This window comes from Streptomyces sp. NPDC048297, from assembly GCF_043201585.1.
Lineage (GTDB): Bacteria > Actinomycetota > Actinomycetes > Streptomycetales > Streptomycetaceae > Streptomyces.
In genome coordinates, this window is record NZ_JBICZA010000007.1 from 214,704 (window position 1) to 231,640 (window position 16,937).

The 16,937-nt window shown below is 71.1% G+C and carries 13 protein-coding genes; 4 read left to right on the forward strand and 9 right to left on the reverse strand.

The window, feature by feature from the left end:
• Positions 1 to 31 precede the first annotated feature (31 nt).
• Both ACGFYV_RS10475 and ACGFYV_RS10480 read right to left on the reverse strand, forming a co-directional pair.
• Positions 32 to 1,768 (reverse strand): SpoIIE family protein phosphatase, encoded by a 1,737-nt coding sequence (locus tag ACGFYV_RS10475; RefSeq protein WP_393877958.1) that lies wholly within the window; start codon positions 1,766 to 1,768, stop codon positions 32 to 34.
• A gap of 161 nt (positions 1,769 to 1,929) precedes the next feature.
• Positions 1,930 to 2,577, reverse strand: coding sequence for a DJ-1/PfpI family protein (locus ACGFYV_RS10480; protein ID WP_393877959.1), 648 nt, complete (start codon positions 2,575 to 2,577; stop codon positions 1,930 to 1,932).
• A gap of 129 nt (positions 2,578 to 2,706) precedes the next feature.
• Here ACGFYV_RS10480 and ACGFYV_RS10485 point away from each other — a divergent pair, with 129 nt between their 5' ends.
• The gene (locus ACGFYV_RS10485; protein ID WP_393877960.1) at positions 2,707 to 4,044 is read left to right on the forward strand and encodes a PLP-dependent aminotransferase family protein; all 1,338 of its coding nucleotides are present in this window, start codon (positions 2,707 to 2,709) and stop codon (positions 4,042 to 4,044) included.
• 73 nt (positions 4,045 to 4,117) lie between these two features.
• On the opposite strand, the gene ACGFYV_RS10490 is transcribed toward ACGFYV_RS10485, so the two are convergent.
• Entirely contained in the window at positions 4,118 to 5,749 is a 1,632-nt protein-coding gene (locus tag ACGFYV_RS10490; RefSeq protein ID WP_393877961.1) for an APC family permease, read from the reverse strand.
• Between the two features lie 129 nt (positions 5,750 to 5,878).
• Here ACGFYV_RS10490 and ACGFYV_RS10495 point away from each other — a divergent pair, with 129 nt between their 5' ends.
• A complete protein-coding gene (locus ACGFYV_RS10495; protein ID WP_393877962.1) occupies positions 5,879 to 6,514 on the forward strand; it encodes a TetR/AcrR family transcriptional regulator in 636 nt (211 codons plus the stop codon).
• A 248-nt stretch (positions 6,515 to 6,762) separates the two neighbouring features.
• The gene (locus tag ACGFYV_RS10500; protein WP_393877963.1) at positions 6,763 to 9,549 is read left to right on the forward strand and encodes a SpoIIE family protein phosphatase; all 2,787 of its coding nucleotides are present in this window, start codon (positions 6,763 to 6,765) and stop codon (positions 9,547 to 9,549) included.
• A gap of 51 nt (positions 9,550 to 9,600) precedes the next feature.
• Here the strand turns inward: ACGFYV_RS10500 and ACGFYV_RS10505 are convergent, their stop codons facing one another.
• Complete coding sequence (locus ACGFYV_RS10505; RefSeq protein ID WP_393878016.1) at positions 9,601 to 10,536, reverse strand: agmatine/peptidylarginine deiminase; 936 nt, start codon at positions 10,534 to 10,536, stop codon at positions 9,601 to 9,603.
• Between the two features lie 381 nt (positions 10,537 to 10,917).
• Here ACGFYV_RS10505 and ACGFYV_RS10510 point away from each other — a divergent pair, with 381 nt between their 5' ends.
• Positions 10,918 to 11,553, forward strand: coding sequence for a TetR/AcrR family transcriptional regulator (locus ACGFYV_RS10510; protein WP_393877964.1), 636 nt, complete (start codon positions 10,918 to 10,920; stop codon positions 11,551 to 11,553).
• Positions 11,554 to 11,670: 117 nt separating this feature from the next.
• Here ACGFYV_RS10510 and ACGFYV_RS10515 read toward each other — a convergent pair whose 3' ends face one another.
• Genes ACGFYV_RS10515 through ACGFYV_RS10535 form a run of 5 tightly spaced genes read right to left on the reverse strand, consistent with a single transcriptional unit; the run spans position 11,671 to position 16,915 of the window.
• Positions 11,671 to 12,480, reverse strand: a complete 810-nt coding sequence (locus ACGFYV_RS10515) for an ABC transporter ATP-binding protein (RefSeq protein WP_393877965.1) — start codon at positions 12,478 to 12,480, stop codon at positions 11,671 to 11,673.
• The gene (locus ACGFYV_RS10520) at positions 12,473 to 13,450 is read right to left on the reverse strand and encodes an ABC transporter ATP-binding protein (RefSeq protein WP_393877966.1); all 978 of its coding nucleotides are present in this window, start codon (positions 13,448 to 13,450) and stop codon (positions 12,473 to 12,475) included. The genes ACGFYV_RS10515 and ACGFYV_RS10520 overlap by 8 nt, the downstream gene beginning before the upstream one ends.
• Positions 13,447 to 14,301, reverse strand: coding sequence for an ABC transporter permease (locus ACGFYV_RS10525; RefSeq protein WP_393877967.1), 855 nt, complete (start codon positions 14,299 to 14,301; stop codon positions 13,447 to 13,449). Before ACGFYV_RS10525 ends, ACGFYV_RS10520 begins: the two co-directional genes overlap by 4 nt.
• Positions 14,298 to 15,257 (reverse strand): ABC transporter permease, encoded by a 960-nt coding sequence (locus tag ACGFYV_RS10530; RefSeq protein WP_393877968.1) that lies wholly within the window; start codon positions 15,255 to 15,257, stop codon positions 14,298 to 14,300. Before ACGFYV_RS10530 ends, ACGFYV_RS10525 begins: the two co-directional genes overlap by 4 nt.
• A complete protein-coding gene (locus tag ACGFYV_RS10535) occupies positions 15,254 to 16,915 on the reverse strand; it encodes an ABC transporter substrate-binding protein (RefSeq protein WP_393877969.1) in 1,662 nt (553 codons plus the stop codon). The genes ACGFYV_RS10530 and ACGFYV_RS10535 overlap by 4 nt, the downstream gene beginning before the upstream one ends.
• Positions 16,916 to 16,937 lie beyond the last annotated feature (22 nt).

A 16,937-nucleotide genomic window follows, 5' to 3' on the forward strand; every position in this document is an offset into this window, starting at 1 on the left:
CGCGCTACGAGAAGCCTCGACGCTCTCGCGTTCAGGGCTGGGCGGGCAGGATCCGGGCGATGAGCAGGGCGACGTCGTCGTGGTCGTCGGGGTTCCGCAGGGCGTGCAGGAGCAGGTCGCAGGTTTCTCCCGCGGGGCGGCGGTCGGAGCCGTCCAGCAGGCCGAGGAGGGCGTCGAGACGCTCGTCGATGGGGTGGTGACGCGTTTCGACCAGGCCGTCCGTGTAGAGGACCAGATCGTCGCCGGGACCGAGTTCGAGCGTGCTGCTGTGGAAGGGGACGCCACCGACACCCAGCGGCGCGCCCGGGTACAGGTCGAGCAGCTCGGGAGGTCGGCCGGTGTGGACGAGCGCGGGCGGCAGGTGTCCGGCGTTGGCGATGTGGCACTCGCGGTGGTGGGGGTCGTAGACGGCGTAGAGGCAGGTGGCGATGTAGTGCTCCAGGCCGCTGGTGATCCTGTCCAGGTGCTGGAGCACCTGGGCGGGGTCGAAGTCGAGTTCGGCCAGGGTGCAGGTGGCGGTGCGCAGCCGGCCCATGGTGGCGGCGGCGTCGATGCCGCTGCCCATCACGTCCCCCACGACCAGAGCGGTCTTGTCGCCGGTCAGGGGGATGATGTCGAACCAGTCCCCGCCGACTTCACTGGTGGCCTGGGCGGGCTGGTAGCGGGAGGCGATCTCCAGGCCCGTCAGGTGCGGCGGGTGTTCCGGCAGCAGGCTGCGCTGGAGGGTGACCGCGGTGTTGCGCACGCTCTGGTACCAGCGGGCGTTGTCGATGCTCACCGCGGCACGGCCGGCCAGCTCGACCGCCAGCAGGACGTCGTCGTGGTCGAAGGGCAGGGGGTTGCGGGCGCGTTGGAGGCACAGGACGCCGAGCACCACTCCGTGGGCGCTGAGCGGTACGGCCAGGTACGAGTGGACGCCGGCGCGGGCCAACAGCACGGCGGCCCCGGGATCGCGGGCGATGCGGGCCAGGTCCTGCTCTCCCACGTGCGGCACCAGGACCGGCCTGCCGGTGTGGACGCACTGGGTGACCAGGCGGTCTGCGGCGTAGGTCGCCAGGTCACCCACCTGGTCGGCGGCGCGGGTGGCCTCGGTCGGGTAGGCGGCGGCCAGGGCGAGGGCACGGAAGAGTTCCGGGCCGCTGCCCGGCCCGGCCGTGCGGTAGCAGGCCAGGACCGTGTCCAGCATGTCCACGGCCGCGATGTCGGCGAGTTCGGGCACGGCGACCTGGGCCAGCTCCCGGGCGGTCTGGTCGACGTCCAGCACGGTGCCGATGAGAGCCGAGGCGTCGGCGATCAAGGTGAGTCGCCGTCGGGCCCGAGCGGCTTCCGCCTCCACGCGGTGGCGCTCGGTGACGTCCGCGATCGAGGCGGCCACTCCCCACACCCGGCCGACGGGGTCCTCGAGCCGGTACAGGGAGACCGACCACGCGCAGTCGTGATGCGGATCGGCCCAGGTACGGCCCACGACGTACTGATCCAGCAGCGGGACTCCGGTCTCCAGCACCCGCCACTGCGCGGAGGCGATGGCCGTGGTCTCCACGCGCGGAAGGATCTCTGAGACGTGGCGGCCGACATGGTCCTCCACCGACAGGCCGTTGATGCGTTCCAGGGCCGGATTGACGGCGACGTACCGCAGGTCTGTGTCCATGACAGCCAGCCCGACCGGGGACTGCGAGACCAGCCTCCCGGACAGATCGTTCAGAAGCTTGAGGGGTTGGGACGCCCTGCGAACTTCGCCCTCGGCCCGGAAGGATTCGGATGCGCTCATCGCGGCCATCCCTTCTCACCACCGTCGCGTCCGCTCCGTCCGGTGGTGTGCTGGGCCCTCAGTCCCCTCTTCCCCCGCAGCCTCCATGATGTCCACGAGGCGGCCGGTCACGCATCCCGCGTGCGGACCCGCCCGATCGCGCCGTGATCGACGGTCACGTGTCAGCCGAGCGCCGGCGCGGGAACGGGAGCGGAGGCGGGAGCGGGAGCGGGCAGGTAGGGGGTGATGTTGCGCCAGGCGCGCTCGACGTATTCCTCCTTCTCGCCGACCGGGGCGACATAGTGCAGCGCACCTTCGGCGGCGCCGTTGCCTTCGAGGCGGGCGATGATCCAGGCGGCGAGGTAGGTCGAGGCCAGGCAGCCGCCGGCGGTGGCGATGTTGTCCTTGGCGTAGAAGGGCTGGTCGAGCACCTCGACGCCGGCGGCGACGACCCACGGCCTGGTGGTCAGGTCGGTGCAGGCGGGGATGTCTTCGAGCAGGCCGAGCCTGGCCAGCACGAGTGCGCCGGAGCACTGCGCCGCGATGAGCTGGCGCGAGGGGTCCAGGCCCCGCAGGACGTTCATGATCGCCGGGTCTTCCACGACCTCGCGGGTGGCGATGCCACTGCCGACGATGACGGCGTCGGCGGCGCACGCCTCCTCAAGGGTGGACATCTGCTCGATGACCACCCCGTTCATCGACGTCACCTTGGGGGCGGGGGTGGCGATGGTGACGCGCCAGTCGTCGGTCCTGACGCGGTTGAGCACACCGAGCGCGATCAGGGAGTCGAGTTCGTTGTAGCCCTCGAAGGTGAGGATGGCGATGTGCACGGTGGCTGCCTTTCCGGGTGGGTGGGTCATAAAGCGGGGCGCTGAGTGAGGCATTGAGTGCGTCTTGACGTGACGGTAAGGACCCCGAAACAGGACAGTCAAAGAATTGTCATGGATACAATTCGGCGCGTGGCAGCCCCGCGATACAAGACGCTGGTCGACGCGTTCGCATCCGACATCCGGACCGGGCGGCTCACCGCAGGTGTGCGGCTGCCGACACACCGCGGGCTCGCCGCCCGCGAGGGCATCGCCCTGGTGACCGCGACCCGGGTCTACGCCGAACTCGAAGCGATGGGCCTGGTGAGCCGGGAACAGGGCCGCGGCACGTTCGTGCGTGACCTCGCGGTCCCCGCCGGTCACGGCATCGACCAGCAGGCCGTCGCCACGGACGCGGTCGACCTCAACTTCAACTACCCGTCGCTGTCCGGCCAGGCCGATCTCCTGCGGCAGGCCCTGCGCGAGGTGGCCACCTCCGGCGATCTCGACTCGCTGCTGCACTACCAACCCCATCGAGGGCGCCCCCAGGACAGAGCCTCCGTCGCACGACACCTGAGGCTCCGGGGAATCACCACTGACGCGGACCGGATCCTCATCGCCAACGGTGCCCAGCACGGCCTGGCCGTCACCGTCATGGCCACGCTGGGCGCCGGCGACGTCGTCGCGGTCGACGCACTCACCTATCCCGGCTTCAAGGTGCTCGCGCACGCCTTTCATCTCGACCTGGAACCCGTCCCCGCCACCGCCGACGGGCCGGATCTCGATGCCCTGGAGAAGCTGTGCGCGACCCGCCCCGTGCGCGCGATCTACACCATGCCCACCTTGCACAACCCTCTGGGCTGGGTCATGCCGGCAACCGACCGGACCCGCCTGATCCAGATCGCCCGACAGCACGGGTCGCACATCATCGAAGACGCCTCCTACGCCTACCTGGTCGAGGACCCGCCACCGCCTCTGGTCGCGACCGCGCCGGACATCACCGTCCACGTCTCGGGACTGTCCAAGAGCGTCGCCACCGGCCTGCGAGTCGGTTTCGTCGTCGCCCCGCCTTCCGCGGTGCCCTCGCTCGAACGCGCGATCCGGGCGACCACCTGGAACACCCCCGCCCTCACCACCGCGATCGCCTGCCGCTGGCTCGACGACGGCACGGTGGCCCACTTGGAAGCGCGGAAACGGGACGACGCCAGGGCCCGCCAGTCAATCGCCGGACAAGAGCTGGCAGGCCTCCCGCTCATCAGCCACCCCTCGTCCTACTTCACCTGGCTGCCGCTGCCCGACGACGCACGCGCCGACCGTCTGACCGCCGCCCTCGCACGCCGGCACATCTCGGTGTCCACGGCGGAGCCGTTCTCCACCTCCACGCACACGCCGCAGGCCATCCGCCTCGCCCTGGGCTCGACCGATCCGGACACTCTCCGATCGACGCTGCGCACCGTGCGGCAAGCCGCCGTCGAGGACGCCTACGCCTGACCCGCCCGCCCCCTGGCCCTCTGCCTCCCTGCCCTCCCCCTCTCGACCTGCCGATGGATCAGCCAGGTGATGGTCAGGACGGTTCGGCCGCCCATGCCGGGGAACCGTCCGCGGACGTGTCGGCTGACGTGCCGGCGGCCTTGCCCTGCTCATCGGGGATCCGTTCGTGCGGCCGCTTCACGATCAGGTAGAGCAGGCCGGTGCCGAGGACCACGCCGGTGCCGAGGACGCCGGCCCAGATCTGGTACCAGGGGGCTCCGGGCGGCGCCATGACGGCGCGCGGCCAGCAGACGTTGACGACCTCGAAGCCGGTCCACAGCGTCGCGAGCACGTTGACGACGGTGCCCTTGCGGCCCTGCCGGATGTGGCCGGACGGCCTCCAGGTGACGCGCAGCCGGGCGATCAGTGCGGCGAGCGAGGTCAGGAAGAACGGCACGAACGTGGCCGCGGTGCCGAAGGCGATCAGGCTGCCGATGGCGGTGGCGTTCATGCCCAGGAGCAGGGCGACGCTGCTCACCAGGGTGGAGGCGATCAGGCCGCCGATGGGCGCCTGACGCGCGTTGACCTTCCGGACCTGGCCGGAGACCGGGAAGGCGCCGTCGCGGGCCAGAGAGTACAGGCCCCGGGCGGCACCGCCCTGGGAGGCCATCGCGCAGGCGAGGAAGCCGACCAGGACGACGGCGACGAACGGCTTGTCGGACCAGGCGCCGAACGACGTCGTCACGGCCGTGGTGACGGGGTCGATGTCCTCCCCCGCGACGATCCTGGCCGGGTCGGGGTGGGAGAGGGCGACGGCCATCGCGTTCAGGATGACCACGGTGCCGACGCTCAGCAGGGCCCACCACATGGCGCGCGGTACCTGGCGGCCCGCGTCCTTGGTCTCCTCGGCGGTGGAGACACACGCGTCGAAGCCGATGAACGCCCAGCCGGCCACGGCGACGACGGCGACGAACGCCGCGAACGTGGATCCGCCGGAGAGCTGTTCGGCGCCCAGGGTGTGGGTGAACAGCGAGAAGGGGTGCTTGCGGAAGAACAGCAGCAGGGAGAACCCGACCAGGACCGAGGCGATCGCCTCGGCGACGATGCCCATGGAGACGAACCAGCGCAGGGCGTTGATGCCGTAGGCGTTCACCAGCGAGCACCCCAGCAGGATGCCGACGGCCGTCGCCACCATCCCGCCGGGCGAGGGGGCCACCCCGATGAGCGCGAAGACCCAGGGTGCGGCCAGGTAGGCCACGGTGGTGTTGCCGAACATGACGGCGAACTGCCACACCCAGCCGCCCATCCAGCCGAACGCCGGGCCGATCAGCCGGCGCCCCCACTGGTAGGGGCCGCCCGCGAGCGGCCACTGCGAGGCGAGCTCGGAGTAGACGTTGACGACCAGACACTGGCCGAGCAGGACGATCGGCAGCGCCCACACCCATGCGGGGCCCGCGATCATCGTGCCGACCTGGGACACGGCGTAGAGGGCGACGACCGGGGAGACCACGGCGAAGCCCATGGAGATGTTCCCCAGGACGCCGAGGCTGCGGCGCAGTTCCTGCTTGTAGCCGAGGTCGCCGAGGCGGGCGGCGTCGGCGTCCTGCCGCGCAGCGGTGGACTCGGCGGTGGATCCGCCGTGGGCAGGGTGGGACACGGGCACCTCGCAGAGAAACACGAGCGCCGGGACGATGGCAAGCCTGGTCAGGGGTGGCGAGCCGGTCACGGCACTAAAGATAACTAACTTTGTTAGTTAACGGACCATAGCCGCCACCCGACCAGCTGTGAAGCCTTTACGTACCGGTAGCCTGACGACCCTGTCCGTGACGATCGCGCCGAAGGAGGCGACGCCCCCGTGGGCCGACCCAGCCGCGCCCTGCTCAGCCGTGCGGTCATCGCACGCGCCGCTCTCGAACTCCTCGACGAGGAAGGCACCCAGGCGCTGACCATGCGCGCGCTCGCGACGCGGCTGGGGGTGCGCGGGGCGTCGCTGTACAACCACATCTCCTCCAAGGAGGAGGTGCTGGACGCGGCCTCTCAGTTGATCAACGAGGAGATCGACCTGAGCCCGCTGCGGAGGCCGGACTGGCGCGAGGGCATCGTCGAGTACGCACGCGGCTACCGGCAGGTGTACCTGCGGCACCCGAACATGATCCCCCTGGTCGCCCGGCGCAGGGTGGAGGCGGACAAGGCCCTGCGCGGGTACGACACCCTGCTGGGCACACTGGTCGGCGCCGGACTCACCCCGGCCGTGGCGGCCGAGGCGGCAGCCGCCATCGACTACCTGGTCCTCGGCTCCGCCCTGGAGACCTTCACGGCGGGCTTCGCCCGGCCCCCGGCCGGGTACCGGCCGGACTACCCTGCCCTCGCCGACTCCCTGGAGGGAGCCGCGGCCACCGACGGCGGACTGCCCGAACTCGACGACCGTGGGTTCGCGCTGGGGCTCGGCCTGCTCCTCGACGGCCTGGCGGCCCGACTGCGCCACGACTGACACAGGAATCCGGACGGACCGGTGCACCCTGCGGGGCCGTCGGCATGATCGCCTCCGCCCACGCCCTCCAGACCGACCTGCCCGGCACCCCCCGACGCGGCCACCGAAACCCGCGAACCCCTCGCACTCGGCCTGCTCTTCGGCGCCGACGGCACGGGTGGGGAGAGGGCACCCGAAGGACCGGAGGGTGAGAGGAGGGTAAAAATCCCTGGCTGCTCGGCGGGTGCAGCCGGTGGTATGAATGCCCCATGGTGAGGCTTTTCTTCTCTTCGTCCACACGGAGGGACCCTCACGGCACCGGGGCGTCGCCGACGTCGGAGCGACCGCGCCGTTTCCCGCTGATCCCACGCAGTGTCGCGGGTCAGGTGTTCGTGTTGCAGCTGGTGCTCGTGGTGCTGTTCGGGTTGGGAGCCGTGGCCGCGCTCGTACTGCAAGCTCAGGGGGCGAGTGTGCAGGAGGCGAGGCAACGCTCTCTCACCGGCGCCGCTGCCTTCGCCAACGCCCCGGGAACGCTGGCCGCCATCGAGTCACCCGACCCCAGCGCCTTGCTGCAGCCGCGCGCGGAGGCGGCACGGATGACGTCGGGGGTCGACTACATCGTCGTGTTCAGTCCGGCCGGCTTCCGCTGGACCCACCCCGACCCGCGGCTGATCGGCAGACATGTGCTGGGCCCGTACGACGTAGCGCTTGCCGGGCATACCCAGACGGGCACGTTCATCACGCCCCTGGGGCTGACCGTGGATTCGACTGTTCCCGTCTTCGACACACATGGCAAGGTCGTCGGGCTGACGTCGGTCGGCATCACGGTCAACCATGTGAACGCGAGGGTGGTACGTCAGCTTCCGGTTCTCCTCGGGTCCGCTGCCGGCGCCGTGGTCCTGGTGTCGGCCGGGACGGCGTTGGTGAACCGTCGCCTGCGGCGGCAGACGCACGGTCTGGAGCCCGCCGAACTGAGACGGATGTACGAGCACCACGACGCGGTGCTGCACGCCGTGCGGGAGGGGGTGCTCATCGTGAGCGACGGGCGGTTGCTCCTGGCCAACGACGAGGCGCGACGCCTGCTGGCCCTGCCCGCGGACGCCGTGGGGCACGACATCGCCGACCTGGGCCTGGACCGGCCCGTCGCCGAGCTGCTGGCTTCCGGCCGGGAGGCCGCCGACGAGGTCTTCCCGGCGCGCGATCGTCTGCTCGCGGTGAACGCGCGCCAGACCGCCCCGTACGGCGGCCCGACGGGGAGCGTGGTGACGGTCCGCGACACGACCGAGTTGCGGGCCCTGTCCGGCAGGGCCGCCGCGGCACAGCATCGCCTCGGGCTGCTGTGTGACGCGGGGGCGGCGATCGGCACGAGCCTCGACGTGGTGCGGACCGCCGAGGAGCTGACGCGTTTCGTGGTGCCCCGGTTCGCCGACTACGCCGCCGTGGACCTCGTCGAGCCGGTCCTTCAGGGCGGCGAGCCGGTGGGCACGACGATGCGCCGTACAGCTCTCAGCGGCATCCGGGCGGACCATCCTCTGTACCCGGTCGGCAACCTGCTCGAATTCGCTCCGGACACACCGCAGGCGGTCGGCTTCGGCACCGGAGAGCCGGTACTGGAGGCGGACATGTCGACGTTCGCCGGATGGCAGGCGCACGATCCCGAAAGGGCCCGGCGGCTCGTCGGCTTCGGCATGCACTCGATGATCGTGGTACCGCTGCGTGCGCGCGGTGTGCTGATGGGCGTTGCCAGTTTTCTGCGGTCGGGTGAGGCGGAGCGGTTCGAGCGGGCGGACGTCTCGATCGCGGAGGAGCTGGTGGGCCGCGCCGCGGTGGCTGTCGACAACGCCCGCCGGTTCACCCGCGAACACACGATGGCTGTCACCCTGCAGCGCAGCCTGCTCCCTCGTGGGCTGCCCGAGCAGTCCGCCCTCGACGTGGCCTACCGCTACCTGCCCGCGCGGGCCGGGGTCGGCGGTGACTGGTTCGACGTCATCCCCATGCCCGGTGCGCGGGTGGCGCTGGTCGTCGGCGATGTCGTCGGTCACGGTCTGCACGCGGCCGCGACCATGGGCCGTCTGCGCACCATGGTCCACAACTTCTCCGCGCTCGACCTCTCCCCTGACGAGCTTCTGGCCCGCCTGGACGAATTGGTGAGCCGGATCGACAGCGATCCGACCGCCGGCAACAGCGGCGACGGACACGGCGAGGGTGCCGGAATGACCGGCGCCACCTGCCTGTACGCGCTGTACGACCCGGTCGCGGGGCGGGTCACGATGGCCAGGGCGGGCCACGCCGGGCCGGCCCTCGCGCTCCCCGACGGCACCGCCTCCTTCCCCGAAGTGCCCGTCTCCCCACCGCTGGGCGCGGGCGGCAGCCTGCCGGTGGAGACCGCCGAACTGGCCCTGCCGGAAGGTTCGCGCCTGGTGCTGTACACGGACGGGCTCGTCGAGGACCGCGAGCGCGACATCGACACCGGCCTGGAGCTGCTGCGCTCCGCTCTGGCCACCGGTACGGGCCTCGACGCGGAGGAGACCTGCGCCGCCGTGATGGACGCCGTGCTGCCCGCCCGTCCCAGCGACGACGTCGCGCTGCTGGTGGCCCGTACCAGGCTGCTCGACCCGGACCGGGTCGCCGAGTGGGAGGTGCCGTCCGACCCGGCGGCCGTGGCGCGGATCCGCTCCGACTGCGGACGCACCCTGGACGGCTGGGGGCTGGAGGAGATCGGGTACGCCACCGAGCTGATCCTCAGTGAGCTGATCACCAACGCCATCCGCTACGGCACCCAGCCCATCCGGGTCCGCCTGCTGTACGACCGTGCCCTGATCTGCGAGGTCTCCGACGGCAGCAGTACCTCCCCGCACCTGCGGCGGGCTGCCGCCACCGACGAGGGTGGCCGCGGCCTCTTCCTGGTCGCACAGTTCGCCGAGCGCTGGGGCACCCGCTACTTGGCGCGCGGCAAGGTGATCTGGGCCGAGCAATCCCTCCACGACGGTCAGCGGGAACCCTGCCCCGACCTGGCAGAACTCACGCTCGACCAGTGGGAGGAACTCGCACTCTAGCCACCTGCCCCCGGGCCTTCGGCCGGCCCTCGGCCGGCGTGCGCTCGTCGGCTACGGAACGGGCTGCTGCTGGGTGACGCAGTGGATTCCGCCGCCGCCTGTGCCGAGTCGGTCGATGTCGAGCTGTTCGACGACCCGGCCGGGGTAGAGCCGGGCCAGGGTGGCCCTGGCCGCTGCGTCGGCCTGGGTGTCGCCGAACTGGCCGGAGATGACGGCGCCGTTGCACACGTAGTAGTTGGCGTAGGAAGCGAGGAAGTCCCGGTCGGTGGAGCGGATCTTGTCGTAGTCGGGGCCCTGGAGCCTGCTCACCGACATCGGAGTACCGCTCGCGGTGACGGAGGCGGAAAGGACCTGGAACTGCCGGCGCGCGTCCTTGGAGAAGACGTCGGTGTCCGTCGCCAGGGGCATCTGGACCAGCGCCTGTCCGGGGGCGAGGAAGCGCGAGGTGGCGTCGACGTGGTCGTCGGTGATGTCCTGTCCGCGCACGCCGTCGAACCAGATGACGCGGGAAGCGCCGTACGCGGCACACATCGCGGTTTCGAGCTGTGCCTGTGACATGCCGGGGTTGCGGTTGGCGTCGAGGAGGCTGCTGCGGGTCGCCATGAGGGTGCCGACGCCGTCCTGTTCGATCGCGCCGCCCTCGCCGACCAGGGCGGCGGAAGTGAACGGGACGCCTACGTAGGCGGCGATCCTCTCGGCCACGTGCGCGTCGCGGGCGTGGGTCTGCTTGTTCCCCCAGCCGTTGAAGTTGAGGCCGACCGCGTCCAGTCCGCCGGCCCCGTCGGTGCGGAACACCGCGCCGGTGTCGCGCATCCAGCAGTCGTCGACCGGGATCGAGCTGATGACCGTGACCGAGGACCCGCACGAGGAGCGGGCCTTGGCCGCGCTTGCCGAGTTGGCGCACATGACGACCGGCTCGTAGGTGGCGATGGTCCGTGCGATCAGCGCGATGTCCGCCTGGACGCCACTGAGCGTTCCACCCCAGATCGCGGTGCTTGTCCGGCCAGGCCATCCAGGTGCGGGTGTGGCGGACGTCCTCGATCGGCACGCTGAAGGAGCCCGCTGAAGCGGCCCGGTCGCGCGGGGACGCGGCTCGGGCCCGTCCTTCGGCCGCCGCGAGGGCGGCTGCGGCGGCGGTGAGCCCCGCCGCTGCCAGGAACCGGCGCCTGGGCATGCCCCCGCCCGAGGCGCGGTTCACTGCGTGCTCGTTCATGTGGGTCTCCTCTGTGGCTTCAGCCGACCGCTGTGGCACGACGGCAGCCTGAAAGCTAAAACTGACCGAGCGCTCGGTCAATAGTTTGGACGGCGAATCCCGTGGGTTCGCGCAACGCCGCAGGTGGCGCCTCAGGCGCTCGCTAGAGTGACGCCATGGCTGCATCGGCGAAGGGCCCCCAGGAACTCTCCCCTCCCCCCGCCCGGACGGGGCGGTCGCGCGTGTCGGCGAAGGGGGAGCAGACCCGGGCACGGCTGATCTCGGCCGCGCGGACGCTGCTCTCGGGTGAGATGAGCGAGCGCTTCACCACCCGCAACGTGGCGGCCCTGTGCGGGGTTTCGCACGGAATGTGCCACTACCACTTCCAGGACCGGACCGATCTCGTCCTGGCGGTCGTCGAGGACATCCGCCCCGAGTGGATCTCCCCCCTGGAAGCGGCGGTGGCGTCCCCCGGCACGTTCGCCGAGCGCGCCGACCGCGTGGTCGATCTGCTCGGCCGGCCGGAGGGCGCGGCCCTCGCGCACCTGCACTCGGCGCTGCACTGGCACGCGTTGAACGACGACCGGGTGCGGGAGTCCCTGGAGGCGGAGTACCGGCGCTGGCGCACCGCTTTCGTCGATCTGTTCCAGGTCCTGGCCGACGAGAAGGGCGGGCACCTCGATCCCCGGCCGCTGGGCGAGGCCGTCGCCGCGGCCGTCGACGGGCTGGCCGCCGTGGAGTCACTGGACGCCGGGGTCGACACCGGTTCGGTCCTGAGGACCCTGATCTCCACGCTCGCCGCAGGGGCCTGAGCCGATCAGCGGACTGAACCGGTCAGGGGCCTGAACTGGTCAGGGGCCTGAGCCGGCCAGCAGCCTGAACCGGCCAAGGGGCTGAGTCGGCCAAGGGCCTGACCGGTCAGCGGCCTGCTACAGCGCCCGGCGGGCGGCCGAGATCAGTTCCGGGTCCCAGCCGGGGCGGGGGACGGACTCCAGGAGAAGCCGGGTGTAAGGGTGTTGCGGTGCGGCGAGCACCTCGGCCGTGGGACCCGCCTCGACGACGGCACCGCGCCGCATGACGACGACCTCGTCGGTGACGCACCGGACCACGCCGAGGTCGTGGGTGATGAACAGGTACCCGACCGCGGTCTGCTTCCTGATGTCGGCCAGGAGGTTGAGGATCTGCGCCTGCACCGACACGTCGAGCGCGGCGACCGCTTCGTCCAGGACGAGGACGGCGGGCTCGACGGCCAGGGCCCGCGCGATGGCCACGCGCTGGCGCTGCCCGCCGGAGAGCTGACGCGGCAGCGCGTCGGCGGCGCGTGTTCGAAGGCCCACCTGGTCGAGGAGTTCGCGTATGCGCGGTGCGGGGTCCCTCTCGGGAAAGTGGAGGCGCAGCGTCTCGCGGAGGGCCGCCTCGACGCTCGTCCTCGGGTCGAGGGAGAGGTAGGGGTCCTGGAAGACCATCTGGACCTCGCGGGCGCGGGCGAGACGCCGTGACCTGCCCCGGCCGGCACCCCGGTCACGCCCGGTCCTGGACCGGCCGCGGACCAGGACCTCGCCGTCGTCGGCCCGTTCCAGGCCGACCACGATCCGGGCCGTGGTGGTCTTGCCGGAGCCGGATTCGCCCACGATGCCGAGGGATCCGCCTTCCGGCAGCGTGAAGGACACGTCGTCCACGGCGCGCACGGCCCCGAAGGTCCGCTTCAGGCCGCTGACCACCAGTACGTTCTCAGGCATCGACAGCACTCCCTTCGAGCCGGTCGCTGTGGTGACAGGCGGCCTGGTGTTCCGGCTTGCCCGGGGCGGACAGCGCCGGCGGTGCCTCCCGCTCGCAGATCCCGGTCGCGAGGGGACACCGGGCGGCGAAGGCGCAGCCGTGCAGTGCCTGGCGCAGGTCGGGAGGCTGGCCGTCGATGGCGGCGAGCCGGCCCCGGGGGCCTTCCATCCGGGGGGTGGAGGCGAGCAAGGCAGCCGTGTACGGGTGGCGGGGGTGCGCGAAGAGCGCTTCCGCGGGGCCGCTTTCGGCGATCCGTCCGGCGTACATGACGTAGACACGGTCGCTGATGGCCGCGGCGAGGTCGAGATCGTGGGTGACGAACAGCAGCCCGGTGCCGAAGCGTTCGCGCAGCCGGCCGAGCAGGGCGATGACCTCGGCCTGGGTGGTGACGTCCAGCGCCGTGGTGGGCTCGTCGGCGAGCAGGAGGGCCGGATCTCCCATCAGGGCGGCGGCGATCATGACGCGCTGGAGCATGCCGCCGGACACCTGGCCGGGGTACTTCCGCAGCGCGGAGGCGTCCAGGCCCACCGCGTCGAGGAGTTCACAGGCCTGGGCGGTGGCCTCGGCCTGGTTCATGGCCCTGGTCAGCCGGACGCTCTCGGTGAGGAAGTCACCGATGCGGCGGAGCGGATTGATCGCGGCGCGCGGGTCCTGGAAGATCATGGCGACCGTGCCGGTGCGCAGGGCGCGCAACTGGTCCGCGTCCATGGTGAGCACGTCGTGGCCGTCGACCCGGACGGCGCCTTCGGTGACGGCGGCCGGCGGCAGCAGGCACAGCGCGCTGCGCGACGTGAGCGTCTTCCCGGAACCGGACTCGCCGACGAGGGCCACGGTCTCGCCGGCGCCGACGGTGAGGTCGATGCCGTCGAGGACCGGACGGGCGGTGCCGGGCAGAGTGATCCGAAGACCCTGGATCTCGAGTGTGTTCATCGCTCTCTCCTGGCGACGCGGTCGGCCCAGCGTTCCCCCACCACGTTGAACGCGACGACGGTCAGCACGATGAGCACGCAGGGCACGATCGCGGACAGCGGGTAGCCACGCTGGATGGCGGTCTGCCCGTCGAAGACCATGCGGCCCCAGTCGGGGGTGAGCGCGGGAATGCCCAGTCCGAGGAAGGAGAGGGCCGCGAGGTCCATCAGGGCGTAGCCGAAGTTGACGGTGGACTGGGCGAGGACGACGGGGGCGACGTTGGGCAGGATGTGGCGCAGACAGATCTGGAGCCCGGAGTGGCCCTGGACCTGGTAGGCGCTGACGTAGGGGCGTTCGCGTTCGGCCAGGACCAGGGAGCGGGTGAGCCTGCTGACGTAGGGGAGATAGGCGATCGCCAGAGCGACGACCGGGGCGAGCAGCCCCTCTCCGTAGACCGAGATGATGAGGATCGCCAGCAGCATTCCGGGGAAGGCGAAGACCAGTTCGGTGCTGCGGGAGAGCACGGAGTCCAGCCAGCCGCCCTTCCAGGCCGCGGCCGTTCCGACGACGACGCCGGCGACGGTGGAGAAGACGATCACCCCGAGCGGGCCCAGCAGGGAGGTGCGCGCACCGAGCAGCAGACGCGAGAGGGTGTCGCGGCCCGCCTCGTCCACGCCGAGTGGATGAGCGGCCGAGGGCCCCGCGAGCGCGTTGCCCAGGTCGACCGCGTTGGGGTCGTGCGGCGCCACCACGCCGGCGAACAGCGCCGCGGCGACGACGAGGACCACGAATGCCAGACAGCAGAGGTGCAGCGGTGACCCGGCCGAGCGGATCCGGGCGAGGCCGGGCCGGCGGGTGAGGACGACGGTCATGCGGAGGACCTCCTCGCTCCGAGGGTGATCCGCGGGTCGACCAGCGGCATGAGCAGGTCGACGACGAGGTTCACGACCATGAACAGGGCGACGATGATCAGGGAGATGGCCTGGACGGTGGGGAAGTCCTTGGTGGTGGTGGACAGTTCGAGGAGCTGGCCGATGCCGCCGATGCTGAAGGCGCTCTCCACCAAGATCGTGCAGACCAGCAGCGTCGAGACGATCAGGCCACCGGTGGTCAGCACGGTGCCCAGCGAGTTGCGGAACACATGACGGCGGATGACCTGGCGCTCGGGCACACCCCGGCTGCGGGCCACCGTGACGTGTTCGCTGTCGAGTGCCTCCAGCATGGCCGAGCGGGTGACCCGGGCGAGCAGACCGATCAGGTACAGGGCGAGCGCGATGGCGGGAAGGGTCAGATGCCAGACCTCGTCGAGGAGCCCGTCGCCCGCGCCGCCGCTGGGGAACCAGCCGAGCCTGACGGCGAACAGGCCCTGGAGCATGACGGCCGCGACGAAGGACGGGGTCCCGACGGCCAACGTGGTGGTGACCAGGACGGCGGAGTCGGTGGCGCCGCCGCGTACGGCGGCGAGCCGGCCGAGGACCAGGCCGACGACCACGACCACCACCAGCGCCATGGCGACCAGCAGCAGTGTGGTGGGCAGCCGGTCGGCCAGCAGGCGGGAGACGTCGGTGCGGTAGGTGATGGACCGGCCGAAGTCGCCGTGCGCCACGTCGCCGAGCCATCGCAGGTACCGGACGAAGAAGGGATCGTTCAGGTGGTACTGCTCGTTGATCGCGGCGAGGGCCTGCGGTGAGGCCGAGCGGCCCGAGAGCAGGAAGCTCGCGGGGCTGCCCGGCGCCAGGTACATCGCGCCGAAGACCACGAACGACGCACAGAGCAGGGTGGCGATCATCTCCGCCAGCCGCCGCACGGCGAATCTCGTGAAGTTCACTGCGCGGCCCCCACGTCGGCGGCCCACGGATAGTACATGTACGAGATCGTGGTGGGCGCTCCGGTGATCCTCTTGTTGAGGAACACCGAGGTCGGCCATTCGGCGACCGGAATCCACAGCAACTGGTCGGCGGCGCGCTTCTGCAGCTGCGCCTCGATCGTCATCCGCTGGTTCCGATCGTAGGCGGCGGTCGCCCGGCCGACGAGTTCGTCGTACCGCTTGTCGCTGTAGCCGGCGAAGTTCAGGTAGGCGCCCGTCTTGAAGTTCGACAGCAGGTCCAGCGGGTCGGTGATCGAGTCGTAGTAGGTGAGCGGGAACATGTCGATGCCCTCGCGCGCCTTGGGGTCGGTGAACAGCGCGGTGAACGCGTTCGGGGCGATGGTCCTGAGCCGGATGTCCAGGCCGATCCTGGCGCCCGCCGCCTGGACGGCGGTGGCGAGCACGGAGACGTCCTGGCCGATGGAGCTGGTGGCGACGGTCAGGGTCTTCCCGGTGGCGCCGGCCTGCTTGATCAGCGCCTTGGCCTTCTTCATGTCCGCGGCGGTCGGCGGCAGCCCGTCGAAGGCGGCCTTCCGCGTCTGCTCCGAGCCCCCGGCCCAGGCGGCACGGGTGGTGAGTGAACCGGTGACGGTGCCCACGCCCGCGAGGGCGGACGTGACGAACCCGGTGCGGTCCAGGGCCAGGGAGAGCGCGCGGCGGACGCGGACGTCACCGAGCGGGCCCTTCATGTCGGCGATGTCGACGTTGACCGTGCTCAGGCCCTCGCCGAAGTACAGGGTGCCCACGCCGCTGGCGCGCAGCCGGTCGTAGCTCTCGGTGGGGATCAGGTAGCCGCCGTCGGCCTCCCCGCTGAGCATGGCGTTGGTGCGGGCGGAGGGGTCGGTCAGGAAGCGGAAGACGACCTTGCCTGACTTGGCCCTGGTGCCCCAGTAACCGTCGAAGCGGTCGAGTTCGATGGACTCGCCCTTGTTCCAGGCGCCGAGCTCGAACGGGCCGGTGCAGTCGAGGCCGCCGGAGGTGCCGTAGTTCCTGCCCGCCGCCTCGACGCCGGCCTTGGAGGCCACCACGCCGGCGGCGGTCGCCATGTACTGGGGGAACTGGGAATCGGGCCTCTTGAGTTCGACGGTGACCTGGAGCGGACCCGTCTTGGTCACCGAGGCGACGTTGTTGAACACCTGAGCCCATGCGGCGGCGTTGTGCGGGTCCCGCTGGCGGTCCAGGCTGAAGACCACGTCGTCGGCGGTCATCACCCCGCCGTTGTGGAAGCGCACGTTCGGGCGGAGGTCGTAGACCCAGGTGGTGGGGTCGGGGTTCGTCGCCTTCCGCGCCAGGCCGGGCTCGGTCTTGAGCGCGGGCGTCCAGCGCATGAGGCTCTCGCACACGTTGGAGAGGATCGTGTTCTGGGGGTAGTCGAACGCCACGGTGTAGTCGAGCGTGGGCGGTTCGGCGTAGGTGGCCCAGGTGAAGGAGTCGATGTCCCCCTTGGCCCTGGGCGTCTGCCGGGACAGGGTGAAGTCCGCGGAGGCGCCCGCGCCGCTCTTGGGCGGTCCGGAGCAGGCCGCGAGCAGGGCCACGCAGGACAGGACGGCTGTCGCGGCGGTGCGCCGGCCGGTCGGGACGCGCTTGCGTCTGCTGGTGCGGGGTGGGGGTGCGGTCATCGTCGCGCTCTCTTTCCGTACG